The 24,935-nt window shown below is 74.6% G+C and carries 21 protein-coding genes; 16 read left to right on the forward strand and 5 right to left on the reverse strand.

The window, feature by feature from the left end; genetic code table 11:
- Positions 1-25: 25 nt before the first annotated feature.
- Positions 26-1,594 carry a leucyl aminopeptidase gene (locus FXF50_RS15570; RefSeq protein ID WP_148428439.1) on the forward strand — a complete coding sequence of 523 codons (1,569 nt, stop codon included), beginning with the start codon at positions 26-28 and terminating at the stop codon, positions 1,592-1,594.
- Positions 1,595-1,659: 65 nt separating this feature from the next.
- On the opposite strand, the gene FXF50_RS15575 is transcribed toward FXF50_RS15570, so the two are convergent.
- Positions 1,660-1,989 carry a hypothetical protein gene (locus FXF50_RS15575; protein ID WP_107074686.1) on the reverse strand — a complete coding sequence of 110 codons (330 nt, stop codon included), beginning with the start codon at positions 1,987-1,989 and terminating at the stop codon, positions 1,660-1,662.
- A gap of 177 nt (positions 1,990-2,166) precedes the next feature.
- On the opposite strand from FXF50_RS15575, the gene lpdA reads away from it, so the two are divergent.
- From lpdA to FXF50_RS15620, 9 genes are all read left to right on the forward strand, one after another.
- A complete protein-coding gene (lpdA, locus tag FXF50_RS15580) occupies positions 2,167-3,558 on the forward strand; it encodes a dihydrolipoyl dehydrogenase (RefSeq protein WP_148428441.1) in 1,392 nt (463 codons plus the stop codon).
- Between the two features lie 66 nt (positions 3,559-3,624).
- The gene (gene sucB, locus FXF50_RS15585; RefSeq protein WP_148428443.1) at positions 3,625-5,454 is read left to right on the forward strand and encodes a 2-oxoglutarate dehydrogenase, E2 component, dihydrolipoamide succinyltransferase; all 1,830 of its coding nucleotides are present in this window, start codon (positions 3,625-3,627) and stop codon (positions 5,452-5,454) included.
- Positions 5,455-5,510: 56 nt separating this feature from the next.
- The gene (locus FXF50_RS15590) at positions 5,511-5,678 is read left to right on the forward strand and encodes a hypothetical protein (RefSeq protein WP_370464119.1); all 168 of its coding nucleotides are present in this window, start codon (positions 5,511-5,513) and stop codon (positions 5,676-5,678) included.
- A 45-nt stretch (positions 5,679-5,723) separates the two neighbouring features.
- Positions 5,724-7,055, forward strand: coding sequence for a low temperature requirement protein A (locus tag FXF50_RS15595; RefSeq protein ID WP_148428445.1), 1,332 nt, complete (start codon positions 5,724-5,726; stop codon positions 7,053-7,055).
- A gap of 108 nt (positions 7,056-7,163) precedes the next feature.
- On the forward strand, positions 7,164-7,673 hold the full coding sequence (locus FXF50_RS15600; RefSeq protein WP_255510048.1) for a hemerythrin domain-containing protein: 510 nt from the start codon (positions 7,164-7,166) through the stop codon (positions 7,671-7,673).
- Entirely contained in the window at positions 7,670-8,563 is an 894-nt protein-coding gene (locus tag FXF50_RS15605; protein ID WP_148428447.1) for an oxidoreductase, read from the forward strand. The genes FXF50_RS15600 and FXF50_RS15605 overlap by 4 nt, the downstream gene beginning before the upstream one ends.
- Positions 8,564-8,649: 86 nt before the next feature.
- Entirely contained in the window at positions 8,650-9,567 is a 918-nt protein-coding gene (locus FXF50_RS15610; protein ID WP_148428449.1) for an LLM class flavin-dependent oxidoreductase, read from the forward strand.
- Between the two features lie 47 nt (positions 9,568-9,614).
- Positions 9,615-10,121 (forward strand): DinB family protein, encoded by a 507-nt coding sequence (locus FXF50_RS15615; RefSeq protein ID WP_255510049.1) that lies wholly within the window; start codon positions 9,615-9,617, stop codon positions 10,119-10,121.
- A gap of 110 nt (positions 10,122-10,231) precedes the next feature.
- Positions 10,232-11,131: a TIGR01777 family oxidoreductase gene (locus tag FXF50_RS15620; RefSeq protein WP_148428453.1), complete on the forward strand. Its 900-nt coding sequence runs from the start codon at positions 10,232-10,234 to the stop codon at positions 11,129-11,131.
- Between the two features lie 24 nt (positions 11,132-11,155).
- Here FXF50_RS15620 and FXF50_RS15625 read toward each other — a convergent pair whose 3' ends face one another.
- A complete protein-coding gene (locus FXF50_RS15625) occupies positions 11,156-12,373 on the reverse strand; it encodes a PHB depolymerase family esterase (RefSeq protein ID WP_148428455.1) in 1,218 nt (405 codons plus the stop codon).
- Positions 12,374-12,559: 186 nt separating this feature from the next.
- Here FXF50_RS15625 and FXF50_RS15630 point away from each other — a divergent pair, with 186 nt between their 5' ends.
- The 4 genes from FXF50_RS15630 (at position 12,560) to nadE (ending at position 16,314) form a co-directional block, all read left to right on the forward strand.
- Positions 12,560-14,371 carry a DUF2079 domain-containing protein gene (locus tag FXF50_RS15630; protein WP_148428457.1) on the forward strand — a complete coding sequence of 604 codons (1,812 nt, stop codon included), beginning with the start codon at positions 12,560-12,562 and terminating at the stop codon, positions 14,369-14,371.
- 61 nt (positions 14,372-14,432) lie between these two features.
- Entirely contained in the window at positions 14,433-15,074 is a 642-nt protein-coding gene (gene lipB / locus FXF50_RS15635) for a lipoyl(octanoyl) transferase LipB (RefSeq protein WP_148428459.1), read from the forward strand.
- A gap of 5 nt (positions 15,075-15,079) precedes the next feature.
- The gene (locus tag FXF50_RS15640) at positions 15,080-15,472 is read left to right on the forward strand and encodes a VOC family protein (RefSeq protein ID WP_148428461.1); all 393 of its coding nucleotides are present in this window, start codon (positions 15,080-15,082) and stop codon (positions 15,470-15,472) included.
- A gap of 17 nt (positions 15,473-15,489) precedes the next feature.
- Entirely contained in the window at positions 15,490-16,314 is an 825-nt protein-coding gene (gene nadE / locus FXF50_RS15645) for an ammonia-dependent NAD(+) synthetase (RefSeq protein WP_148428463.1), read from the forward strand.
- Here the strand turns inward: nadE and FXF50_RS15650 are convergent.
- Positions 16,311-17,348, reverse strand: a complete 1,038-nt coding sequence (locus FXF50_RS15650) for an FUSC family protein (protein WP_148428465.1) — start codon at positions 17,346-17,348, stop codon at positions 16,311-16,313. The two genes, nadE and FXF50_RS15650, sit on opposite strands and share 4 nt — an antisense overlap.
- A gap of 67 nt (positions 17,349-17,415) precedes the next feature.
- Positions 17,416-18,702, reverse strand: coding sequence for an aspartate--tRNA(Asn) ligase (aspS, locus tag FXF50_RS15655; RefSeq protein WP_148428467.1), 1,287 nt, complete (start codon positions 18,700-18,702; stop codon positions 17,416-17,418).
- Between the two features lie 347 nt (positions 18,703-19,049).
- Here aspS and lipA point away from each other — a divergent pair, with 347 nt between their 5' ends.
- A complete protein-coding gene (lipA, locus tag FXF50_RS15660) occupies positions 19,050-20,108 on the forward strand; it encodes a lipoyl synthase (protein WP_370464104.1) in 1,059 nt (352 codons plus the stop codon).
- Positions 20,109-20,168: 60 nt separating this feature from the next.
- Positions 20,169-21,941, forward strand: a complete 1,773-nt coding sequence (locus FXF50_RS15665) for a DUF423 domain-containing protein (RefSeq protein ID WP_148428471.1) — start codon at positions 20,169-20,171, stop codon at positions 21,939-21,941.
- On the opposite strand, the gene FXF50_RS15670 is transcribed toward FXF50_RS15665, so the two are convergent.
- On the reverse strand, positions 21,923-24,868 hold the full coding sequence (locus tag FXF50_RS15670; RefSeq protein ID WP_255510050.1) for a helix-turn-helix transcriptional regulator: 2,946 nt from the start codon (positions 24,866-24,868) through the stop codon (positions 21,923-21,925). The genes FXF50_RS15665 and FXF50_RS15670 overlap by 19 nt on opposite strands.
- Positions 24,869-24,935 lie beyond the last annotated feature (67 nt).

Genomic DNA, 24,935 nt, shown 5'->3' on the forward strand with positions numbered 1-24,935 from the left:
GCCCGGCCCGCCCGGAGTAGCTTTCGTGACATCGCCCCGCACCACCCTCAGCCTGGTCGACACCGACCCCGCCGAACTCGCCGTCGACGCGATCGTGATCGGCGTGCACAGCCAGACCACGGAGCAGGAGTCCGGCTCACCCGCCGGCGCGCTGCTGCTGGCCAGCGGCGCGGAGAGCATCGCCGCCGCGTTCGACGGCAAGCTGACCGAGACGCTGGCCCTGCTCGGCGCCACCGGCGGCCCCGGTGAGGTCATCAAGCTGGCCACGCTGGGCACGGTCACCGCCCCGGTGGTCGCCGCCGTCGGGCTCGGCCCGGAGCCGTCCGGCGCCGCCCCGGCCCCGGAGACCCTGCGCCGGGCGGCCGGCGCCGCGGTGCGGGCCCTGGCCGGCGCCGCCCGCGTCGCGCTCACCCTGCCGCTGCCCGACGACGCCGACGCCCCGGCCGCGCTGCGCGCGGTCAGCGAGGGCGCGCTGCTCGGCGGCTACCGGTTCGCCGGCTACAAGACCAAGCCGCAGCCGGCCCGGCGCACGCCGGTGGCCGAGGTGCTGGTGGCGGTGCCGGACGCGGCGGACGCGACCGCCCAGGCCGAGGTCACCCGCGCGCAGGCGGTGGCCGGTGCGGTGCGGACCAGTCGGGACTGGGTCAACACCGCCCCGAACGAGCTGCGCCCGCCGTCGTTCGCCGACGCCGTGGCCACCGCCGCCCGGGAGGCCGGGCTCGGGGTCGAGGTGCTCGACGAGGCGGCACTGGCCGCCGGCGGCTACGGCGGCATCCTCGCCGTCGGCCAGGGCTCGGAGGCCCCGCCGCGGCTGGTCAAGCTGACCTACACCCCGTCCGGTGGCGGCAACGGCAAGCGGGTGGCGCTGGTCGGCAAGGGCATCACCTTCGACACCGGCGGCATCTCGATCAAGCCGGCCCAGGGCATGTGGGAGATGAAGTCCGACATGGCGGGCGCGGCGGCGGTCGGCGCGGCCATGCTGGCGGTCGCGGCGCTCAAGCCGTCCGTCGCGGTCACCGGTTACCTGCCGATGGCCGAGAACATGCCGTCGGGCACCAGCTACCGGCCGGGCGACGTGATCACCATGTACAGCGGCAAGCGGGTCGAGGTGCTCAACACCGACGCCGAGGGCCGGATGATCCTGGCCGACGCCATCGCCCGGGCGTGCGAGGACGGCGCCGACTACCTGTTCGAGACCTCCACGCTGACCGGCGGCCAGGTGGTCGCGCTGGGCAAGAGGATCGCCGGCGTGATGGGCACCCCGGAGCTGTGCGAGCGGGTCCGGGCCGCGGGTGACGCCACCGGCGAGCCGGCCTGGCCGATGCCGCTGCCGGACGACGTGCGCAAGGGCATGGACTCCGACGTCGCCGACATCTCGCAGGTCAACGCCGGCATGGACCGGGCGGGCCACATGCTCCAGGGCGGCGTCTTCCTGCGGGAGTTCGTCACCGACGACGTGGCCTGGGCGCACATCGACATCGCCGGCCCCGGCTACCACTCGGGCGAGGCCACCGGCTACTGGACCAAGGGCGGCACCGGCGTCCCGGTGCGTACGCTGCTGCACCTGGTCGACGACGTCGCCGCCAACGGCTGACGCGTCCACCGCGCCGAAACGGGGCGCTCCCCTCGCCGGGGGGGCGCCCCGTCCGCGTGTCCGGATCAGAACAGCTCGGGCCGGCGCTTGCGGCGCTCGTTGTAGTCGCGCATCCGCTGCGGGTAGCCCATCAGCCGGACGTCGTAGATCGGGATGGCGAGCCGGTGCGCGAACCGGCGGGCCTCCTCCGGCCCGCCGACCCGCCGCCGGGTCCACTCGCCGTCGTCGGCGATCAGCATGACCGTGGTCTCGGTGACCGTGGTCCGGGGTTCCAGGTACGCCTCGACGCCCCGCCGGGTGCGGACGAAGCCCTCCAGGTGATCCAGATCGGCGCGGTCGGCGGCGCGGTCGCGGCTCACCGCACCCACCCGCTTGCGTCGTCGGAACAGCCCCACCGAACCCACTCCTCCCCCGCCGGTCATCGAAGACGGTGCCAAGCGTACGTGCCACCGACGTGTCGTTGGGCACCTCGGTACGCGCTCCGACCCCGGTGGTGACAAGATGACCGAGGTGGGGTGTGCCTGTTACTCCGCCGTAACCCCCGATGCAGCGACGCGACCTGGGAGTTGGACGTGAGCGAGCCGAACGACGCAACCTTCGACATCGTCATCCTCGGAGGTGGTAGCGGCGGCTACGCGGCGGCGCTGCGTGCCGCCCAGCTGGACCTGTCCGTCGCCCTGATCGAGAAGGGCAAGCTCGGGGGCACCTGCCTGCACAACGGCTGCATCCCCACCAAGGCGCTGCTGCACGCCGCCGAGATCGCCGACCAGACCCGCGAGTCGGAGCAGTTCGGCGTCAAGGCCGAGCTGGTCGGCATCGACATGGCGGCGGTCAACTCGTACAAGGACGGCGTGGTCTCCCGCCTCTACAAGGGCCTCCAGGGCCTGGTGGGCAGCGCCAAGAAGATCACCTTCGTGGCGGGCGCCGGCAAGCTGGTCGGGAAGAACGTCGTCGAGGTCGACGGCAAGCGCTACACCGGCCGCAACATCATCCTGGCCTCCGGCTCGTACGCGAAGAGCCTGCCCGGCCTGGAGATCGACGGCGAGCGGATCATCACGAGCGACCACGCGCTGACCCTGGACCGGGTCCCCTCCTCGGCGATCGTGCTGGGTGGCGGTGTGATCGGCGTCGAGTTCGCCAGCGTCTGGAAGTCCTTCGGCGTGGACGTGACCATCGTCGAGGCGCTGCCCCGCCTGGTCGCGGCCGAGGACGAGGAGTCCTCGAAGGTGCTGGAGCGGGCGTTCCGCAAGCGGAAGATCAACTTCAAGGTCGGCAAGCCGTTCGAGAAGGTCGAGAAGACCGAGAACGGCGTCAAGCTCACCATCCAGGGCGGCGACACGGTCGAGGCGGAGCTGCTGCTCGTCGCCGTCGGCCGCGGCCCGACCACCGCCAACCTCGGCTACGAGGAGCAGGGCGTCAAGATGGACCGCGGCTACGTGCTGACCGACGAGCGGCTGCGCACCAGCGTGCCGAACGTCTACGCGGTCGGCGACATCGTGCCCGGCCTCCAGCTCGCCCACCGCGGCTTCCAGCAGGGCATCTTCGTCGCCGAGGAGATCGCCGGCAAGAACCCGGCCGTGATCGACGAGGCCGGCATCCCGCGGGTCACCTACTGCGAGCCGGAGCTGGCGTCGGTCGGTCTGACCGAGGCGAAGGCCAAGGAGCAGTACGGCGCTGACAAGATCAAGACCTACAACTACAACCTGGGCGGCAACGGCAAGAGCCAGATCCTCAAGACCGCCGGCCACGTGAAGCTGGTCCGCGTCGAGGACGGCCCGGTGGTCGGCGTGCACATGGTCGGCGCCCGGGTCGGCGAACTGATCGGCGAGGCGCAGCTCATCTACAACTGGGAGGCGTACCCGGCCGAGGTGGCGCAGCTCGTGCACGCCCACCCGACGCAGAACGAGGCCCTGGGCGAGGCGCACCTGGCCCTGGCCGGCAAGCCGCTGCACGCGCACGCCTGACACGACAACCGCGGCGTCCGGCGACGGGCGATGATCCCACCAGGGGAATGAAGGAGTCTGGAGAACATGCCGGTATCGGTCACCATGCCCCGGCTCGGCGAGAGCGTCACCGAGGGCACCGTCACGCGCTGGCTCAAGCAGGAGGGCGACACCGTCGAGGTCGACGAGCCGCTGCTCGAGGTGTCCACCGACAAGGTCGACACCGAGATTCCGTCCCCCGCGGCGGGCGTGCTGAGCCGGATCGTGGTCGGCGAGGACGAGACCGCCGAGGTGGGCAGCGAGCTGGCGGTCATCGCCGGTGAGGGCGAGGAGGCCGGCGGGGCCGCTCCGCAGCAGGAGGCCCCGGCGGAGCAGGCCGAGGAGGCCGCCGCCGAGCCGCAGGCCGAGGCGGAGCAGCCGGCCGTCGAGGAGCCCGCCCCGGCCGCCGCGGCGCCGTCGGGCGAGGGCACCCCGGTGACGATGCCGGCCCTGGGCGAGAGCGTCACCGAGGGCACGGTGACCCGCTGGCTCAAGCAGGTCGGCGAGACCGTCGAGGTGGACGAGCCGCTGCTGGAGGTCTCCACCGACAAGGTCGACACCGAGATCCCGTCGCCGGTCGCCGGCACGGTGCTGGAGATCAAGGTCGCCGAGGACGAGACCGCCGAGGTCGGCGGCGTCCTGGCGATCGTGGGCGCGGCCGGCGCCGCGCCGGCGGCGAAGCCGGAGCCGAAGCCCGAGCCCAAGGCCGAGGCGAAGCCCGAGCCGAAGCCGGAGCCCAAGGCCGAGGCGAAGCCCGAGCCGAAGCCGGAGCCCAAGGTCGAGGAGCCGACCCCGGGCATGTCCTACAACGAGCCGGCCGCCGAGACCGAGCAGGCCGCGCAGCCGGCCAAGGTCGAGCAGGCCGCCCAGCCGTCCGCGCCGACCACCACGCCGCAGCGGCCGACCGTCCCGGCCCAGGCCGGTGGCGAGGAGGGCGCCGGCTACGTGACCCCGCTGGTCCGCAAGCTGGCCGCCGAGCACGGGGTGAACCTCTCCTCGGTCAACGGCACCGGCGTCGGCGGGCGGATCCGCAAGCAGGACGTGCTGGAGGCGGCCGAGAAGGCGAAGGCCGCCCAGGCCGCGCCGGCCGCGCAGCCCGCTCCGGCCGCCGCGGCGGCCCCGGCCAAGCCGGCCGCGAAGCCGCAGCCGAGCAGCAAGCGGGGCACCGTCGAGAAGCTGCCCCGGATCCGCAAGGCCATCGCCAAGCGGATGCACGAGTCGCTGCACGAGATGGCGCAGCTGACCACGGTGATCGAGGTGGACGTCACCCGGATCGCCAAGCTGCGGACCCAGGCCAAGGACTCCTTCCAGCAGCGGCACGGCGTGAAGCTCTCCTTCCTGCCGTTCTTCGCCCTGGCCGCCGTCGAGGCGCTCCAGTCCTACCCGATCGTCAACGCCCAGCTGGACCTGGAGGGCGGGACGATCACCTACCCGGAGGCGGAGCACCTCGGCATCGCCGTGGACACCGAGCGGGGCCTGCTGGTGCCGGTCATCCACAACGCCGGTGACCTCAACCTGGGCGGGATCGCCAAGCGGGTCGCCGACCTGGCCGAGCGCACCCGGACCAACAAGATCAGCCCGGACGAGCTCGCGGGCGCGACCTTCACGCTGACCAACACCGGCAGCCGGGGCGCGCTCTTCGACACCCCGATCGTGCCGTCGCCGCAGTCGGCGATGCTCGGCACGGGTGCCGTGGTCAAGCGCCCGGTCGTGGTCAACGACCCGGAGCTGGGCGAGGTCGTCGCGGTCCGGTCGATGGTCTACCTGGCCATGTCGTACGACCACCGGCTGATCGACGGCGCGGACGCGGCCCGCTTCCTCGTCGCGGTCAAGGAGCGGCTGGAGGCCGGCAACTTCGAGGCCGAGCTGGGGCTCTGACCCTCTGACGGAACGAAGGGGGCGCGCGGCGTACGTCGCGCGCCCCCTTCGTTCCGCTGGCGACCGGCGCCGCCGCGGGCACCGTACGCGCCGACGTGGCCCCCGCCGACGTGCTCGCCGGGCTGAGCGGCGTCTCCCTGGTCGCCGGCGAGCCGGACCAGCGCGCGCAGGCCGGCCGCCTGCTCGACCTGCTGATGGACGGGCTGCGCCACCGGCCGGCCTGACCCAATTACGGCCCGGCAGTCACCGACCGCTGAAAGACTCGCCAGGTGAGCGGCTTCGGGCGGCGGGGGCGCCTCGGCCCGGTGGTGCCGGTGGCTCCGGCGGCCCGGGTCGACCGGTTCGAGATCTTCTTCGACCTGGTCTTCGTCTTCTCGTTCTTCATCATCACCCGGGCCACCGCGCTGGCCATCACGCCCGGAGCACTGCTGCACGCCCTGCTGGTGCTCGCGGTGCTCTGGTGGTGCTGGGTGGTGCACAGCATCGTCGCCGCCAAGGTCCGACTCGGCGAGGGCTTCGTACCCGTGCTGATGACCGTCGGGATGGCGGCGTTGTTCACCTTCTCCCTGTCGCTGCCGCAGGCATTCAAGGACCCGGACAAAGCCGCCTCCGGTCCGTTCGTGGCCGCGATCAGTTACGTGGTCATCCGGGCCGTTCACCTGGCGCTGTATTGGCACGCCGTGCGGGACAGCCCGAACGAGCGCCGGCAGCTCCGGCGGTTCCTGCCGGAGCTGGTGCTCAGCACCCTCCTGCTGCTCGCGGCCGCCCTGATCCCGCCCGCCCTCGACCACGACGGCGACGCGGCGCTGATCCGGGACTCGCTGTGGGCGACGGTCGTGCTCCTCCAGTACGGGACCGGGATCCTCGCGGGCACCGGAGGGTGGGCGGTCACGTCCGCCGAGCACTGGACGGAGCGGTACGAACTCATCCTGATCATCGCGCTCGGCGAGTCCGTGATCTCCGTCGGCGTGGGAAGCAACCTGCTCGGCCAGGCCCCGACCTGGCCGGCGGTGATCGCCGCGGTCCTCGGCATCTTCTTCACCGCGGCCCTGTGGTGGGCGCACTACGACATGATCGGGCCCGCCGCCCGAATCGCCTTGCACGCGGCCGAGGACGGCCCCCGCGTGGCCATGGCGCGGGACGGGTACGGGTACTGCTTCCTGCCCATGATCGCCGGGATCATTCTGTTCGCACTGGGTGCCGAGCAGATCGTGCACCAGATCACCGACCCGCGCGTCCCCACCCACCTGCCCGCCCATGGCTCCAGCGAGCCGCTGCTCATCGGCGGCGTGATCTGCTATCTCGGCGGCAACATGCTGTTCCAGTTCCGGATGCTGCGCACGGTCTCCTGGACCCGGGTCGGCGCCGTGCTGCTGCTCGTGGCGAGCGTCCCGGTGGCCAACCGACTGCCGGCGTTGGGTGCCCTTGCGCTGGTCACGCTGATCGCTGTGGGGCTGGTGACGACCGAGGTGATCGTCTTCAACGAGGCCCGGCGGGCCCTGCGCGGATTCGTCTTCCAGGAGCGGGCCGTCTACGAGGCACACGAGGCAGCCGTGCGGGCCCGCTGGCACGAGACGGAGCCCGAGGAACCGTCGACCTGAGCGGGCGTTCGACGACGGATCCGATGCCGTACCCTGCGTCGAAGCGTCGCGGTGCACCCGGCACGGAGGCCGCCGTGGGCATGGAGGCGCGGGACAGCAGGGGACCATGTGCACCCATCCCACCCGCCGAGCGGCCGGCTGACCGCCCTCGGCACCCAGTTGATCGAGATCCACGACTGGCTCCGCGAGGAGCTGACCCGGCTCCGCGCGAGCCTCGACTCCCCCGGCGGCGGCGCGCTTTCCCGGGAGCTGCGCGCGCACTGCGTCGGTTTCTGCGCTGCGCTGGACCGGCACCACACCGGTGAGGACGGCGCCGCGTTCCACGCACTGGCCGCGCAGGCGCCCGAGCTGCGCCCCGTGCTGGCCGAGCTGAGCGCCGACCACCGCATCGTCGCCGACCTGCTGCGCCGGGTCGACGCGCTGCTCGCCGAGGCGGCCGACGGCCGGTCCGTCCGGGCCGAGCTGGACGGGCTGGCCGCGCTGCTGGAAACGCACTTCACCTACGAGGAGCGGAAACTCGTCGCCGCCTTGAACCGGCTGGCGGGCGACCCCGTGGAACTGCTCGGCGTGACGCCACCCCGCGACGGGGACATTCTCGAACGGACGGAGACCGCATGACCATCGACACCGTCGACGCCGCCGCGGCCGGCACCTGGCAGCTGGGCGACCGCACCGTCAACCGGATCGGCTTCGGCGCGATGCGGCTGACCGCGAACGCGGACGGCAGCCCCAGCGACCGGGACCGGGCCGTGGCGGTGCTGCGCCGCGCGGTCGAGCTGGGGGTCAACCACATCGACACCGCGGCGTTCTACTTCTCGCCGCTGCGCTCGGCCAACGAGCTGATCAACCGGGCGCTGTCGCCGTACCCGGAGGACCTGGTCATCGTCACCAAGGTCGGGCCGGGCAAGGACCCGTCGGGCCAGTGGCTGCCGATGGCCCGGCCCGACCAGCTTCGCGGCCAGGTCGAGGAGAACCTGCGCCAGCTCGGCCGGGACCACCTCGACGTGGTCAACCTCCGGGTGTACGGCCCGGAGCCGCTGGCCGAGCACTTCGGCGCGCTCGCCGAGCTGCGCGACGCCGGCCTGATCCGGCACCTCGGCGTCTCCGCCGTGAAGCCGCACCAGGTCGCCGAGGCGCGCGCGATCGCCCCGGTGGTCTGCGTGCAGAACTCGTGGAGCCTCGGCTACCGCCTGAGCAACGACGCGCTGATCGGGGACTGCGCCGCGCACGGGATCGCATTCGTGCCGTTCTTCGCCCTCGCCACCAGCGGGCGGGAGGCCGGGGCGAGCGGCGCGGAGCACGACGAGGTGCGCGCGGTGGCCCGGGCGCACGGCGTGACCCCGGCGCAGGTCCGGTTGGCCTGGACGCTGCACCGGAGCCCGAACGTGCTCGCCATCCCGGGCACCGGCAACCCGGCGCACCTGGCGCAGAACGTCGCGGCCGGCGCGCTGCGGCTCACCGACGACGACCTGTCCCGCCTCGACGCCCTCCACGAGTCCGCCGGCTGAGCCCGCGCCCGGCCCGGATTCGCCGGTCAGCAGAATCGGCGGGTCCGAGCTGGCCGGGGCGGGCGTACCCCGGGAATGCTGGGCCGATGGCGATCTTCTCCGTGCAGGCCCGGCCCACCGGCGCGACGGGCTGGACCGACCTGGCCCGCCGCGTCGAGGCCGCCGGCTTCGACGCGCTGCTGGCCGCCGACCACCCGGGCCACGGCGCGTCGCCGTTCGTGGCCCTGGCCGCCGCCGCGGCGGTGACCTCGACGCTGGGCCTGGGCTCGTACGTCTCGAACGCCGGCGTGCGCGAACCGATCCTGCTCGCCACCGACGTGGCCACCCTCGACGTGGTCTCGGGCGGCCGGGCCCGGCTCGGCCTCGGCGCCGGGCACACCCCGGCCGAGTGGCGGGCCGTCGGGCGGGAACGGCCCGACGTCGCCGCCCGGGTCCGCCGCTGCGTCGCCGTGGCCGAGGCCGTGCGCGACCTGCTGGCCGGAAAGGAGGTCACGGTGGACACGCCTGAGCTGGCCGCCAACGCCGCCCGGCTGACCGAGCTGCGGCCCGTTCAGGAGCGGGTCCCGCTCACCATGGGCACGGCCAATTCGGCGCTGCTGCGCTGGGCCGGCGCGCACGCCGACGTGGTGGGGCTGACCGGCTTCGGGCGTACCCTCGCCGACGGCCACGCCCACGACGTGCGGTGGCGGGCCGACCAGATCGAGGCGCAGCTCGCGCACGTGGCGGCCGGCGCGGCCGGGCGGGACACGCCGCCCGCGCTGGAGGCCCTCGTCCAGCAGGTCACCGTGACCGACGACGCGGAGGCCGCGGCCGCCTCGATCGCCGCCGACACCGGGCTGAGCGTCGCCGACCTGCTGGCCACCCCGTTCGTGCTGATCGGCACGGGCGACGAGATCGTCGCGGCGGTCACCGAGCACCGGCGCCGCTGGGGGGTCACCCGCTTCGTGGTACGCGAGAACGCCGCCGACCAGTTGGCCCCGCTGCTCCCCCGCCTCGCCTCCTGATCCACTCCGGACCCCACCCGGTGTCGAACGCGCGTACGATGCGAGCGGTGATCGATGAACGGTTCGCGTTGCCGGCCACCGTGGACGAACGCACGCTGCTCGAGACCTTCCTGGACTTCCAGCGGGACGCCCTGGTCCGCAAGTGCGCCGGGCTCACCGACGCGCAACTGCGGCTGCGGCCGGTGCCCTCGTCCGGGCTGTCGCTGATCGGTCTGGTCCGGCACCTGGCCACCGTGGAGCGGTGGTATTTCCAGGCGGTGCTCGCCGACGCCTTCCCCGGCGACCTCTTCGACCTCACCGACGACCCGGACGCCCCGTTCACCGACGTCGCCGAGGCCACCGGCGTGGAGACCTTCGCGCTCTGGCGAACAGAGGTGGCCGCCTCGCGGCGGATCGCCGCCGAGCGCCCGTTGGACGCGGTCGGCCGCCACCCCGGCACCGGGCGGACGCACTCGCTGCGCTGGATCCTCGCGCACATGACCGACGAGTACGCCCGCCACCTCGGGCACGCCGACATCCTGCGCGAGGCGGTCGACGGCCGGACCGGGGAGTGAACGGCGGCTCACGCTGGTCGCGCCGAAGGTCGCCGGCGGGAGCCGCGAACGACGAGTGAGTGATTTCGCTCAACGCATCCAAGTCGGGATCCGTACCCGAAGATATGAACATGCGGATCCTCATGGCCGGAGTGTCCGGCTTCCTCGGCACCCGACTGGTCGACCGGCTCACCGCGGACGGGCACCAGGTCACCCGCCTGGTCCGCCGCGCGCCGCGCACCCCCGACGAGCGGCAGTGGAACCCGTCCGCCGCGCAGCTCGACCCGCAGGTGGTCGCCGACGCCGACGCGGTGGTCAACCTGGCCGGCGCCGGGGTGGGCGACAAGCGCTGGAACGACGCGTACCGGGGCCTGATCCGGTCCAGCCGGGTGGACAGCACCACCACGCTGGCGATCACCATGGCCGGCCTGCCGGCCGCCGACCGGCCCGCGGTGCTGCTCAACTCCTCCGCCGTCGGCTGGTACGGCAACACCGGCGACCGGACGGTCGAGGAGGACTCGCCGGCCGGCGAGGGCTTCCTGGCCGACGTCTGCCGGGTCTGGGAGGCCGCCACCCGACCGGCCGAGGACGCCGGCGTCCGGGTGGTACGGCTGCGTACCGGGCTGCCGCTGCACCGCGACGGCGGCATGCTCAAGCCGCAGCTGCTGCCGTTCCGGCTGGGCGTCGGCGGCAAGCTGGGCAACGGCCGGCAGTGGCTGCCGTGGATCTCCCTGCGGGACTGGCTGGACGGGGTGACCTTCCTGCTGAGCCGGGACGACCTCGCCGGTCCGGTCAACGTGGTCGGTCCGGCCCCGGTCACCAACGCCGAGTTCACCCGGGAGCTGGCCCGCCAGCTGCACCGGCCGGCGGTCATGCCGGTCCCCGCGCTGGCCCTGAAGGTCGCCCTCGGCGGCTTCGCCCACGAGGCGCTCACCAGCACCCGGGTCCTTCCCGGCGTGCTCGGCAAGGCCGGCTTCACCTGGACCCACCCGGACCTGCCGGGCGCGCTGCACGCCGCCCTCACCGGGTGACCGGCGAGAGCGGCGGCTGCGCGGTCAGCAGCCGATGACCCAGTAGCTGGGGCCGGTCTGCTTGAGGGTGCTCGTGTAGAAGGTGTTGTAGAGGCCCATCCGCTGGTTGCTGCCCAGCGCGTAGGCGTACCCGCCCGACTGGTAGGCGCGGCCGGCCGTGACGTGCGCGTAGTTGCTGGCGGTCACGCACACCGGCGCGGTGGTGGGGGTCGGGCTCGGGGTCGGCGACGCGGTCGCCGTCGGGGTCGGGGTCGGCGTGCCGCCGCCCCCGTTGAGCCCGAAGAAGAGCGCGTCCCGGTAGGTCGAGCAGATGGTGTCCAGGAAGTACGCCCCGGCCGTGCCGCACTGGTCGGCGGCCGAGCCCGGGTCGACCGGGGTGCCGTGGCCCATGCCGGAGACCCGGTAGAGGCGTACCTGGTCGCTGCCGTAGACCTCCAGGCTCGTGCCGGCCGGCAGCGAGCCGGTGCTGGTCGGGGTCTGCGACACGCCCAGCACGTTGGTCCACTGGTCCCGCGACTCGGCGGCGTTCAGGGGCGCGACGGTGGTGTCCGAGGTGCCGTGCCAGATGGCCACCCGGGGGCGCTTGCCGGTGTAGCCGGCGTAGGCGTTGCGGACCAGGTCGCCCCATTGCGCCGGGGTCTTGTCCACGCCGGGGTTCATGCAGGTGAAGGCGTTGGTCATGCTGGTGGCGCAGCGGTACGGAATGCCGGCGATGACCGAGCCGGCGGCGAACACGTCCGGGTAGGTGGCCAGCATGACCGCGCTCATCGCGCCGCCGCCCGACAGGCCGCTGACGAAGACCCGGCTCCCGTCGACGGAGTAGTTGGCCTTGGCGTAGTCGACCATCTGCTTGACCGACAGCGCCTCGCCCTGGCCCCGGGCGGTGTCCCCGGTCTCGAACCAGTTGAAGCAGGAGTTGGCGTTGTTGGCCGAGGGCTGCTGCGGCACGATCAGCGCGAACTTCCACTGGTCGGCGTACTTCTGCCAGCCGGAGTTGGTGAAGTACGTCGAGGCGTTCTGGGTGCAGCCGTGCAGCAGCACCACGGCCGGGGAGTTGGCCGGCAGGCCGTCCGGGCGGTAGGCGTACATGGCCAGGTTTCCGGGGTTGGAGCCGAAGCCGGTCACCTGGGTGAGGGTGGCGGCCTGCGCGGGGAGCGCGGCGACTCCGACGGCGGCCGCGGCCAGCACGACCCCGGCCGCCACCCCGGCCAGGCGGGTGAGAAGGGATGAGGAGCGGCGCACGGCGACCTCCTGACGGCGAATTGTGAACTGGGTCACCTTCGAGTTGCCGCGACGTTACGTCCGTGTTTCACGCCCCGGAATGGCCTCCGCTCACACATTCACGAACGCCGAAGTGTGCGGGAGCGTCCGCGCGCCAGGTTCCGTGTCTGACCGGCGTGTCCAGTTCCGGTTGGTAACGTCCGCTGCGTGCCGAGCTCCCCGTCCCAGGCCACCGGGCCGTCGACCACCTCCCGGAACCGGCGTGCCGACCTGGTGCTGGTGCTCGCCGCGGTGGCCCTGGCCCTCTGGGTGACCAGCGGGATGTGGCGGGACCCGAACACCCGCACGATCACCGTCAACTCCAGCGACCAGGCCCTCTTCGAGTGGCTGCTGGCCTTCGGCGGGCACGCGGTCACCCACGGGGAGAACCCGCTCTTCACCCACCTGATCAACGTGCCCGACGGGGTGAACCTCGCGGTCAACACCTCGATCACCGCGTACGCGGTGGTCTTCGCGCCGCTGACGTACCTCATCGGGCCGCCGGCGACGTTCCTGGTGATCCTCACCCTCAACCTCGCCGCCACCGCGGTGGCCTGGTACTGGCTGCTCAGCCGGCAGCTGGTCGCCAGCCGGCTGGCCGCCGGGGTCGGCGGGCTCTTCATCGCCTTCTGCCCGGCCATGGTGTCGCACGCCAACGCGCACCTGAACTGGACCGCCGGGTGGCTGGTGCCGCTGCTGATCTGGGGCGTGCTCCGGCTGCGCCGCCCCGGGCGCGCGGTGGCCGGCGGGGTCGTGCTCGGCGTGCTCGTGGCGGTCGCCTTCTCGATCGCCGCCGAGGGGCTCTTCTTCACCGCGCTGGCGGTCGCCCTGTTCCTGCTGGTGTGGGCGCTGCACCCGGCCCGCCGGGCCGAGGCGCGGGCGGCGCTGCCGGACTTCCTGCGCGGGCTCGGCGTGACCGCGCTGGTGGCCGGGGTGCTGCTGGCGTACCCGCTGTGGCTGCACTTCGCCGGCCCGCAGCGGTTCCACGGCACCGGCTTCGACCCGATGATCCACTCCGAGGACATCGCCGCGTACGGGTCGTATCCGCGCCGGTCCCTGGCCGGCTGGGCCGGGCTCGGCACCTCGCTCGCGCCCAACCCCACCGAGGAGAACTCCTTCTTCGGCATCCCACTGCTGCTGCTGGCCGTGGCCTGCTTCGTCCTGCTCTGGAGGCGAGCCGACCGGGCGTTCCGGGCCACCCTCACGGCGCTCGGGGTGACCGCGGTGGTCTTCGCCGTGCTCTCCTGGGGCCCCACCGCCAAGTGGAACGGCCGGCGCACCGACCAACTGCTCCCGTTCGGCGTGCTGGACAACCTGCCGGTGATCAACGCGGCGCTGCCGTCCCGGCTCGCCCTGGTGGTGGCCCCGGTGATCGGGCTGCTGCTGGCGTACGCGGTCGACACGCTGCGCGCCCGGCCGCCCCGGCACCGCTCCAGCCAGCTGGCCTGGGCCATCGGCTTCGCCGCCGCGCTGCTGCCGCTGCTGCCCACCCCGCTGCTGACCAGCGTCCGGGAGCCGATCCCGGCGTTCATCACCAGCGGGGCCTGGCAGCGCTACGTCTCCCCCGGCGGGGTGCTCACTCCGCTGCCGCTCACCGTGGACCTCTATCCCGACGGCCAACGCTGGCAGGCGTACGCCCTGGCGCACCGGCAGGGCGAGTTCCGCATCCCGGCGGGCTTCTTCCTCGGCCCGGGCGGGCCGGAGGGCCGGGGCCGGATCGGACCGGTGCCGCGCACCTTCAGCGCGCTGATGGACCAGGCCGGGCGGACCGGGCTGGTGCCGATCATCACCGACGGCAGCATCCGGGAGGCCCGGGCCGACCTGCACTACTGGGGCGTCGAGACGGTGGTGCTGGCCGACCGGGTGCACGGCGCGAAGTTCGACGTCGACGAGGAGGCGGTCCGCCGCACCGCGACCGCCCTGCTCGGCCCACCCGAGCGGGTCGAGGACGTGTGGGTGTGGCGGGTCCCCCCGCCCTGAGGGCCGGCCGGTGGCGCGGCTCACGCGGGTCGGGCCACGGCTGCGGGACTAGGGTGGAGCCGTGAGCGTGACGACTTCCGGGCTGACCGCCGTCCGTGCCGGCCTCCTCGACTACCAGGCCGCCTGGGACGAGCAGCGCCGGCTGCACGAGGCCGTGGTGGCCGGCGAGCAGGGCGACACCGTGCTGCTGCTGGAGCACCCCAGCGTCTACACGGCCGGCAAGCGCACCGAGCCGTGGGACCGGCCGGTGGACGGCACCCCGGTGATCGACGTGGACCGCGGCGGCAAGATCACCTGGCACGGGCCGGGGCAGCTGGTCGGCTACCCGATCGTCAGGCTGCCCGACCCGGTCGACGTGGTGGCGTACGTCCGGCGCACCGAGCAGCTGCTGATCGACGTCTGCGCCGAGTTCGGGCTCGCCGCCGGGCGGGTCGAGGGGCGCAGCGGGGTCTGGGTGCCGGAGGACGACCGGGGGCCGGCCCGCAAGGTGGCCGCCATCGGCATCCGGGTGGCCCGGGGCGTGACCCTGCACGGCTTCTCCATCAACTGCGACTGCGACCTCCGCTACTTCGAGCGGATCGTGCCGTGCGGCATCCGCGACGCCGGGGTCACCTCGCTCACCGCCGAGCTGGGTCGGCCCGTCACCGTGGCCGACGTGCTGCCGGTGGTCGAGCGGCACCTGCCCACCCTGGTCCAGGTCTGACCCGGGTGCGCATCGACCTCGTCACGCTCGTCGTCGCCGACTACGACCCGGCGATCGCCTTCTTCACCGAGGTGCTCGGCTTCGAACTGGCGGAGGACAAGCCGTCGCTGACCAACGACGGCCGGCCGAAGCGCTGGGTGGTGGTCCGCCCGCCCGGCGGCGGCACCGGCCTGCTGCTGGCCCGCGCCGACGGGGAGCGGCAGGCCGCGGCGGTGGGCGACCAGACCCACGGCCGGGTCGGCTTCTTCCTCCAGGTCGACGACTTCGACGCCACCTACCGGCGGATGGTCGAGGCCAAGGTCGAGTTCGTGAAACCCCCGCGCACCGAGCCGTACGGGCGGGTCGCCGTCTTCCGCGACCTCGCCGGCAACCCCTGGGACCTGCTCGGTCCCGCCTGAGCAGGAGAGGACCCCCGATGACCGACGTGATGTCGAGCCGGCGGCGGATCGCCGACGAACTCCAGGTGTCGGCGACCTTCGACGCCGCCGAGGAGATCGAGCGGCGGGTCGTCTTCCTCGCCGACCGCCTCGTCGACACCGGCCTCACGACGCTGGTCCTGGGCATCAGCGGCGGCGTGGACTCGACCACGGCCGGCCGGCTCTGCCAGCTCGCCGTCGAGCGGGCCCGCGCCGCCGGCCACCCGGCCGTCTTCGTCGCCATGCGCCTGCCGTACGGGGTGCAGGCCGACGAGCACCACGCCCAGGCGGCGCTGGAGTTCATCCGGCCCGACCGGCTGCTCACGGTCGACGTCAAGCCGGCCGCCGACGCCGCCCTGGACGCGCTGGTCGCCGGCGGGCTGACCTTCCGCGACGCCGCCCAGCAGGACTTCGTGCTCGGCAACGTCAAGGCCCGGCAGCGCATGATCGCCCAGTACGCGGTGGCCGGCGCGGCGGGCGGGCTGGTGGTCGGCACCGACCACGCCGCCGAGGCGGTCACCGGCTTCTTCACGAAGCACGGCGACGGCGCGGCGGACCTGGTCCCGCTGACCGGGCTGACCAAGCGGCGGGTGCGGGCGCTCGCCGCGGCGCTCGGCGCCCCCGCCGAACTGGTGGGCAAGGCGCCCACGGCCGACCTGGAGAGCCTCGCCCCGGGCAAGCTCGACGAGGACGCGCTCGGCCTGGCCTACGAGCACATCGACGACTACCTGGAGGGCCGGCCGGTGCCGGCCGAGGTGGAGGCGGCGCTGGTGGAGCGCTACCGGGCCACCGAGCACAAGCGCCAGCTCCCGATCGCGCCCTAGGTGTCGGGACCGGCGCCGTCGTGCGGGCCGGCGGCGAACCGCGCCCGCAGCCACGGCTCGCAGAGCACGATGGCGCCGCCGACGACCCCGCCGATCACCGTCTCCACGCCCCGGTCGTAGAGCAGCGTCCCGGGCGGGCGTGCCACCGCGAGCTGCCCCATGAGCAGCGCCATCGGGGTGATGAACAGCAGCGCCAGCCCGTAGTTGCGCCCCACCAGCAGCTCGGTGACGATCTGGAGCACCGCGATCACCAGGACGATCGCGTACGGCGACAGCGGCGGAGCGAGCAGCACCGCGCTGGTCAGCAGCCCGAGCAGCGTGCCGAGGATGCGGTGCGCGGCGCGGACGAGCTGGGCCGTGACGCCCTCGGCGCTGAGCGGGGCGACCGCCGCCACCATCGCCCAGTACGGGTGGCCGATGCCGACGGCGGTCGCCGCGCCACCGGCGAGCACCACGGCCAGGGCGTAGCGCAGCGGCTGCCACGTCCACACGTGCGCGAGTCGGGCCGGCCGGCTCCGCTGCCGCCGCAGCACGCTGCCCACGTTGCCGACCAGCAGCGCGAACAGGGCGCTCGACCCGGCCAGCGCGGCGGCGACCGGCACGTCCGACACCGCGTGCGGCACCGAGGCCACCGCGCCGAACGCGAACACGAGGAACAGCGGCCCGGGCGGGTGCCAGTCCTGCGCGGCGGCCAGCACCGCGCCCAGCGCCGCGACGGCCGCCGCCACCGGCACCGCGACCCACGCCCGGGACGGCAGCGCGCCGACCAGCACGCCGAGGACCACCGACCCGGTGAGGGCCGCCCCGGCGCTGGCCTGCATGGCCGCCCGGGACAGGTGCACGTGGTTGCGGCCGTAGAACGAGGTGAACGCCCCGAAGACCGCGTACACGGACCAGTCCGGCCGGCCGGCGGCGAGCACCGCGAGCAGCGGCACGAGGACGCTGATCCCGGCCCGCAGGGCGACCCGGTGGGCGCCGGGCGCCGGCCGCACGTGCAGCAGGCCGCGCAGCGTCGCCCGCACCTGCTCGCCCATGCCGCCCCTCACCTCCCGGTCGCCGCCGCGACCCGGGGTACCCGGATCGCGGCGGCGTGATCCCCGGTCAGGGAGTGAGGCGGTGCAGGTCGCGCGGGAAGGCGGTCACCTCGCGGACGTTGGCCGCGCCGGTGAGCCGGGCCACGAAGCGTTCCAGCCCGATGGCGAAGCCCCCGTGCGGCGGCATGCCGTGCCGGAACGCGTCCACGTACCCGGCATACGGCTCGACCGGCTCGCCGCGGGCCGCCAGGGCGGCCAGGTAGTCCTCGTGCCGGTGCAGCCGCTGCCCGCCGGTGACCAGCTCCATCCCCCGGAACAGCAGGTCGAAGCCGTTGGAGTGGGTCGGCCGGGCCGGGTCCGGGTGGGTGTAGAACGGCCGCTTCGCCATCGGGTACCCGGTGACGAAGAGGAAGTCCGAACCGTGTTCGCGCAGCGCCCACTCCCCCAGCGCCCGCTCGTGCGCCGGCGCGAGGTCCGGCTCGTCGGCCGGGGCCCCGGCGATCTTCAACGCCTCGGTGAAGTGCACGGCCGGGATCTCGGCGGGCACCGCCGGCAGGGTCAGCCCGAGCGTGGCGAGCGCACCGCCGGCCCGCGCCGCGACCTCGGCCAGCATCCCGGCCAGGGTTTCCCGCAGCACGGCCATCACGTCCCGGTGGTCGGCCACGAAGCCCAGCTCGACGTCGAGCGAGGTGTACTGGGCCAGGTGCCGGACGGTGTCGTGCGGCTCGGCGCGGAACACCGGCCCCACCTCGTACACCCGCTCGAAGACGCCGACCATGAGCTGCTTGTAGAACTGCGGCGACTGGGCCAGGTACGCGGGCCGGCCGAACCAGTCCAGCGCGAACACGTTCGCCCCGCTCTCGGTGGACGAGGCGACCACCTTCGGGGTGTGGATCTCCACGAACCCGCGGGCGTCCAGGGCGGCCCGGAAGCCGGCCACCGCCGCCGCCGAGATCCGCAGCGCCGCCGACCGGGTCGGGTGGCGCAGCGCGGCCGGCGCGTGGTCGAGCTGGGTGGGCAGGGTGGCGGTGAGGGCCGGCCGGTACAGGTCGAACGGCGGCGGGACGGCGGGCGGGCCGAGTGGGCGTACCGTCGGCTCGGCCAGCTCGACCCCGGCGGGCGCGGTGGCGTTCGCGACCACCGTGCCGACGACCTCGACGACGGTCTCCTCGGGCAGCGACTCGACGGCCGCGCGCACGGCGGGGTCGGTGACCACCACCTGGGCCAGGCCGGCGGCGTCCCGCACGATCAGGAAGGCCACCGACTTGAGCAGCCGGCGGCGGTGCACCCAGCCGGCGATCCGCACGGATTCGCCGACATGGTGGGTGAGCTGGGAGGACAGGATGCGTTGCACGGCGGTTACCTCCTTGGTCGGTCGCAACGCGATCCCCAGGGAGGTGTGGGCGAGCGGGAAGCCTCGCGGTGCCACCACACCTTCGCCCCCGCCGGAACGGGGGCCTCGTTCGTCGCCTTTTCACCGGGGCCAGCCGGGCGGGGTCTACTGAGCGGCCAGGCCGCCGTTCTTCCCGCAGCTCGGGAGGGTCTTCACGCACCGGCGCCAGACCGCCTCTCAGCAACCGGCGGCTCTCTGCGCTGGCGGGTCGGCGCGCTACTCGGCTCCGTCGCAGCTCTGCCGGGGAGGCTAGCACCCGCTCCTGGCACGTGTGACGGGGATTTCTGGTGGCTGGTGTCCGGTGTCACATGATTCCGGGCGTGACGGCGGTCGCCCGAGGTCCATCGACGGCCACCGACCGGCGTACGCTCGGCCTTGTGACGATCGAGCACTCCGCGCCGACGACTGAGCAGGCCGCGCGCACCGCAACCGTCGCCCCCGAGGGGCGGCGCATGCTGCGGATCGAGGCGCGCAACGCCGAGACGCCGATCGAGCGCAAGCCGCCGTGGATCAAGGTCAAGGCCAAGATGGGCCCGGAGTACACCCAGCTGCGCGGGCTGGTCTCGCGCGAGGGGCTGCACACCGTGTGCCAGGAGGCCGGCTGTCCCAACATCTACGAGTGCTGGGAGGACCGGGAGGCCACCTTCCTCATCGGTGGCGACCAGTGCACCCGGCGCTGCGACTTCTGCCAGATCGACACCGGCAAGCCCGCCGAGTTCGACGCCGACGAGCCGCGTCGGGTCGCCGAGTCCGTCGCCGCGATGGGCCTGCGTTACGCCACCATCACCGGTGTGGCCCGCGACGACCTGCCCGACGGTGGCGCCTGGCTCTACGCCGAGACCGTCCGGCAGATCCACGCCCTCCAGTCCGGCTGCGGCGTCGAGTTGCTGATCCCCGACTTCAACGCGGTGCCCGAGCAGCTCGCCGAGGTCTTCGGGTCCCGACCCGAGGTGCTGGCGCACAACGTGGAGACCGTGCCGCGGATCTTCAAGCGGATCCGCCCCGCGTTCCGCTACGAGCGCTCCCTCGACGTGATCCGCCAGGCCCGCGCCGACGGCCTGGTCACCAAGAGCAACCTCATCCTCGGCATGGGCGAGGAGCGGGCCGAGGTCTCCCAGGCGCTGCGCGACCTGCACGAGGCCGGCTGCGAGCTGATCACCATCACGCAGTACCTGCGCCCCTCCCCCCGGCATCACCCGGTCACCCGCTGGGTCAAGCCGGAGGAGTTCGTCGAGCTGCGCGAGGAGGCCGAGGAGATCGGCTTCGCCGGCGTGATGAGCGGCCCGCTGGTCCGCTCGTCGTACCGGGCCGGGCGGCTCTACCAGCAGGCGCTCGCCGCCCGCGACGAGGTCGTCGCCGCCGGCTGAGGCCGGCCGTCGACCGCGTCACCCACCGCCGGCCACCCGCCGGATGCCATGATCCCAGGGATGACCGCCGGGGTACGCCAGGAGCCGCGCGAGGCCACCCGCCCGCGTACGCCCCGGCGTACCCGGCTGCCGGCGCTGCTCGCCCTGCTGGTCGGGCTGGCCGGGATCGGCTACCGGCTGGCGCTGCTGCTCGCCGACGCGCCGCCCACCAACAGCGACGAGGCGACCATGGGGCTGGCCGCCCTGCACATCGCCCGTGGCGAGGGCTTCCCGGTCTGGTTCTACGGGCAGGCGTACATGGGCACGCTGGAGGCGTACCTCGCCGCGCCGCTGGTTGCCCTGGCCGGGCCGTCGGTGCTCGTTCTGCGGCTGCCCACCCTGGCGCTGTACGCCCTCTTCCTCGCCCTGTCCTGGCGGCTCACCCGCCGGCTCGGCGGCGACCGGTGGTTCGCCCTGCTGGTCGTCGCCGTGCTCGCGCTCGGCTCCGACCGGGTGATCAAGAACCAGCTCATCGCCGGGGGCGGCTATCCCGAGCTGAATCCGGCCGGGGCGGCGCTCGCCCTGCTCACCGTGTCACTGTGCGCCGGCGTGCCGGGAGCGCGACTGCCCCGCTGGGCGGGCTGGGGGCTCGTCTCCGGCCTGCTGCTCTGGGCCGATCCGCTGATCCTGCCGTTCGTGCTGGCGTTCGGGGCGGTGCTGGCCGGGTGTCGGCGGCGGGAGTTGATCGGGCGGGCCGGCGCGGTCCTGGCCGCGGGACTGCTGCTGGGCGCGGCGCCGATGCTGCTGGACAGCCTCCGGCACGGCCGTGACCCGCTCGCCGCCGTGCTGACCGCCAGCGGCGCCGATGCGGTGGCGACCTGGGGCGAGCGCCTGTACGGCGGCCTGGTGCTCGGCCCGCCCCTGGCCATGGGCTTCTGCTCCCCCGGCCACTGCGCCGGCTGGCAGCTCTGGTGGGCGCCGGCGTTCGTCGTCCTGCTGCTCCTCGCGGCGATCATCGCCTGGCGCGCCCTCCGCCGGCCCCTCCCACCCGCGGATCTTGGACACTTTCCGTTCGCTGCGAACGACAACTTTCCAAGATCCGGCGATGACGCTCCCGCCGGCGCGACGGAGCGGCGGGTGTCGGCGGCCGTGCGGCTCGCGCTGCTCGCCGGGGCGGCGGCGGTGCTGGCGGCCTACACGGCGAGCAGCGCGGCCGGGCGGACCCCGGTCGAGAGCGCCCGCTACCTCTCGGTGCTGGCGATCGCCACGCCGGCCCTGCTCTGGCCCCTCTGGACCGCCGCCCGCCGGGCCGGCCTCCGGCCCTCCCCTCGCCAGCGCGAGGAGGCGGCGGGATCCGACCGGCCCGGACACCGCCACCTCGACGAGCCGGAGCCTGTCAACACCGGCCCGGGCGGCCGGATGCGGACCCGGGCGGCCGGGGTGGTGGCGGTCGCGGTGCTGGCGGGGATGCTCGGCACCGCGGCGGTCGCCACGGCGGACGCGATCGGCGGTGTGCCGGCCACCCACGCGGAGGCCGACCGGCACCGGACGCTCGTCGACACCCTCGGCGCGCTGGGCGTGCGGCACGTGCGCGCCGGCTACTGGACCTGCAACCGGCTCACCTTCGCCAGCGGCGAGGACGTGCGCTGCGCGGTGGTCGACGACGAGCTGCGCCCCGGGTTCGACCGGCTGCCCGCGTACCGGCGGGCGGTCGACGCCGACCCGGACGCCGCCTGGGTGGCCCCGGCCGGGTCACCGCTGGCCGCGCGCCTGGACGCGCGGCTCGGGCCGGGCCCGGGCACGCTCAGGATGGTCGAAGTCCCAGGCTGGCGGATCTACCTGCCCCGCCGCTGAGCCGGGGTGGCGGGCGGCGTCGGGTCGAGCAGGCCGAGGCGGTGGGCCAGCGCGGCGGCCTCCACCCGGTTGGTCACGTCCAGCTTGGCGATGATCCGGGACACGTGCACGCTCGCCGTCTTCGGCGAGATGAAGAGCCGCTCGGCGATCCGGCTGTTGCTGTGCCCCTCGGCGACCAGCCGGAGCACCTCCTGCTCCCGGCTGGTCAGCAGGTCCGGGCCGGGCCGGCCGGCGCCGCGCAGCCCGACCCGCCGGGCCAGGGTGGCGGCCTGCTCGCCCAACGGGGCGGCGCCGAGCCGGGTGGCGATCTCGGCGGCCTCGCGGACCGCGCCGGCCACCTCGTCCCGCTCGCCGGCCGCCGCGGCGGCCTCGGCCAGGGCGAGCAGCGCCCGGCCCAGCGGATAGGGCTGCCCCACCGCCCGCCACTGCGCCACGGCCTCCCGCCACGCCGGCAGCGCCTCCCCCGGCCGCTGGGCCGGCGCGTCGGCAGCGACGTCGACGCCGGTGAGGATCGCGGCGACCTGGGCGGCGTGTGCCAGCTCCGCCGGATAGCGGGCCGGCAGCACGGCGGCCACGGCGGACGCCTCGGCGGCCAGCGCGGCGTCGCCGACCAGCGCGGCGGCGCGGGCCACCGCGCTGAGCACCGGCCAGCCCTCCCGGGGCAGGTCGACGAGGCGCTCGTCGGCCAGGGCGGCCCGGCTGGCGGCGAGCGCGGCCACCTTGTCGTCCGCCGCCAGGGCGGCCTCGATGCGCAGTTCGCGCAGCGGCAGCCGGTGGTTCGGCCAGAGGTAGGGCCGGGCCAGGAAGGCCAGCGCCCGGCCGACCAGCTCGTCGGCGGCGGGGTGCGCGCGGGCCAGCCGCAGCCCGGCTCGGAGCTGGAGCCAGTGCAGCCCGGAGACGCCGGGCGGGTCGATCCGGGCGGCCGCCGCGCAGGCCGCGTCGGCCTCGTCCCAGCGACCCAGCGCGATCAGCGCCTCGGCCCGGTTCGACAGGAGGTACGCCCCGATCGAGCGGCTGATGCCCACCCGGCGCGCCTCACTCACCCCGGCCGCCGCGGCCTCCTCGGACTCGGCGTACCGGCCCAGCTCGTACAGCACGTCGGAGAGGTAGACCAGGGCGCTGACCAGCGCCCGGGCGTCGTCGGCGGCCCGCGCCAGCGCCTCGGCCCGGCGCAACTCGGCCAGCCCGAGGTCGGGGATGCCCTGGGTGCGGCACAGCATGGCGATCCGGGTGGGCAGGAGGGCCAGGTCCGCGCCGACCGCCTCCGCGCCGACCGTCGCCTCGGCCGCCACCGAGGCGGCCTGTGCCGGATCGACCTTCATCAGGTGTGCCGCGATGTCGGAGAGCAGGCCGACCCGCTCCGGTCCATCCGGCACCCCGGCCGCCAGCCGGTACGCCTCACCCAGCTCGGCCGCGCCGTCGCTCTTGCCGAGCAGGGCGAGCAGCCGGCCGCGCTGGTCGAGCAGGCGGGCGGCGCGCAGCGGCTCGGCGGCGGAATCCACCTCGGCCAGGGCGGCCCGGGTAAGGGTCAGCGCCCGGCTGAGGTCGCCGGCGGTGTTGGCCGCGGCGACGGTCTCCTCCAGCAGCCGCAGGTGGTCCATGCCGAGCCGGTCGGCGGCGTCGGGCACCAGCTCCCACAGTTCCAGGACCCGCTCCAGCAGCCGGCTCTGCTCGGCGTACGCGTAGCGGTCGGCCGCGGCGGCGGCGGCCGCCCGGGCGGCGATGAGGGCGCGCGGGTGGTCGTGGGCCGCGTACCAGTGGTGGGCGATCTCGGCCGGGGCGCGACCGGCGGCCACCAGGTGCGGCTGCGCCTCGATGGCGGCGGCGTACCGGGCGTGCAGCCGGGCGTGCTCGCCGGGGAGCAGGTCGTCGTGGACGGCCTCGCGGAACAGCGCGTGCCGGAACTCGTAGTCGCCGTCCGGGTCGGCCACCACGAGCTGGCCGGCCACGGCGGCGCGCAGCGCGTCCTCCAGCTCGGCCTCGGGCAGGCCGGCCACCTCGGCGAGCAACTGGTGGGCGAAGCGGGTGCCGCCGGCGGCGGCGATCCGCAGCACCCGCTGGGCCGGCTCGGGCAGCCGGTCCACCCGGGCCAGCAGCAGGTCGCGCAGCGTCTCCGGCAGCACCGCGCAGCCGACCGGGTCGCCGGCCGCGGCCAGTTCCTCGATGAAGAACGGGTTGCCCTGGGTACGCCCGTGCACGTCGTCGACGGCGCGGGCGGCCGGCTCGGCGCCGAGCAGGTCGGCGAGGATGGCGGCCGTGCCGTCCCGGTCCAGCCGGCCCAGCTCGATCCGGTCCACGCCCCGGGCCCGGTCCAGCTCGGCGAGGAAGGGGCGCAGCGGGTGGCCACGGTGCAGCTCGTCGGTGCGGTAGGTGCAGACCAGCAGCAGGCGGGTGGCCCGCGCGGCCCGGACCAGGAAGCCGATCAGGTCGCGGGTGGAGCGGTCGGCCCAGTGCAGGTCCTCGATCAGCAGCACCAGCGGCCGCTCCTCGGCGATCCGCCGGAACAGGTCGGCGACCAGGTCGAACAGGTAGCCGCGCGGGGTGTCGGAGACGGGCAGCCCGGTGGGCGCGGCGGCGCCGGCCGGCACCCGGGCCAGCTCGGGCAGCAGCCGGGCGAACTCCGCCTCGTAGCCGGCGAAGGCCGCCGGGCCGTCGTGGCGCAGCACGTCGCGCAGCGCGGCGGCGAACGGCGCGAAGGGCAGGCCGGCCTCACCGAGTTCCAGGCACTGACCGATGAGCAGCCGCGCGCCCGCCCCCGTGGCGTACGCGCCGAACTCCTCCAGCAGCCGGGTCTTGCCGACCCCGGCCTCGCCGCCGACCAGGACGGTGACCGGGTCGCCCGCCCGGGCCCGGCCGAGCGCCTCGCGCAGCCCCGCCAGCTCCGGCTGGCGGCCGACGAGGACGGTGCTGGCGGCGCGTGCGGTCACGCCGTCGAGCATGCCATGGCGCACGCCCACGCCGTCCCCGCCGACCGGCCGGTTCCCCGCCGGTCCG

Origin of the sequence: Micromonospora sp. AP08, from assembly GCF_008085935.1 — a bacterium.
GTDB lineage: Bacteria > Actinomycetota > Actinomycetes > Mycobacteriales > Micromonosporaceae > Micromonospora > Micromonospora chersina.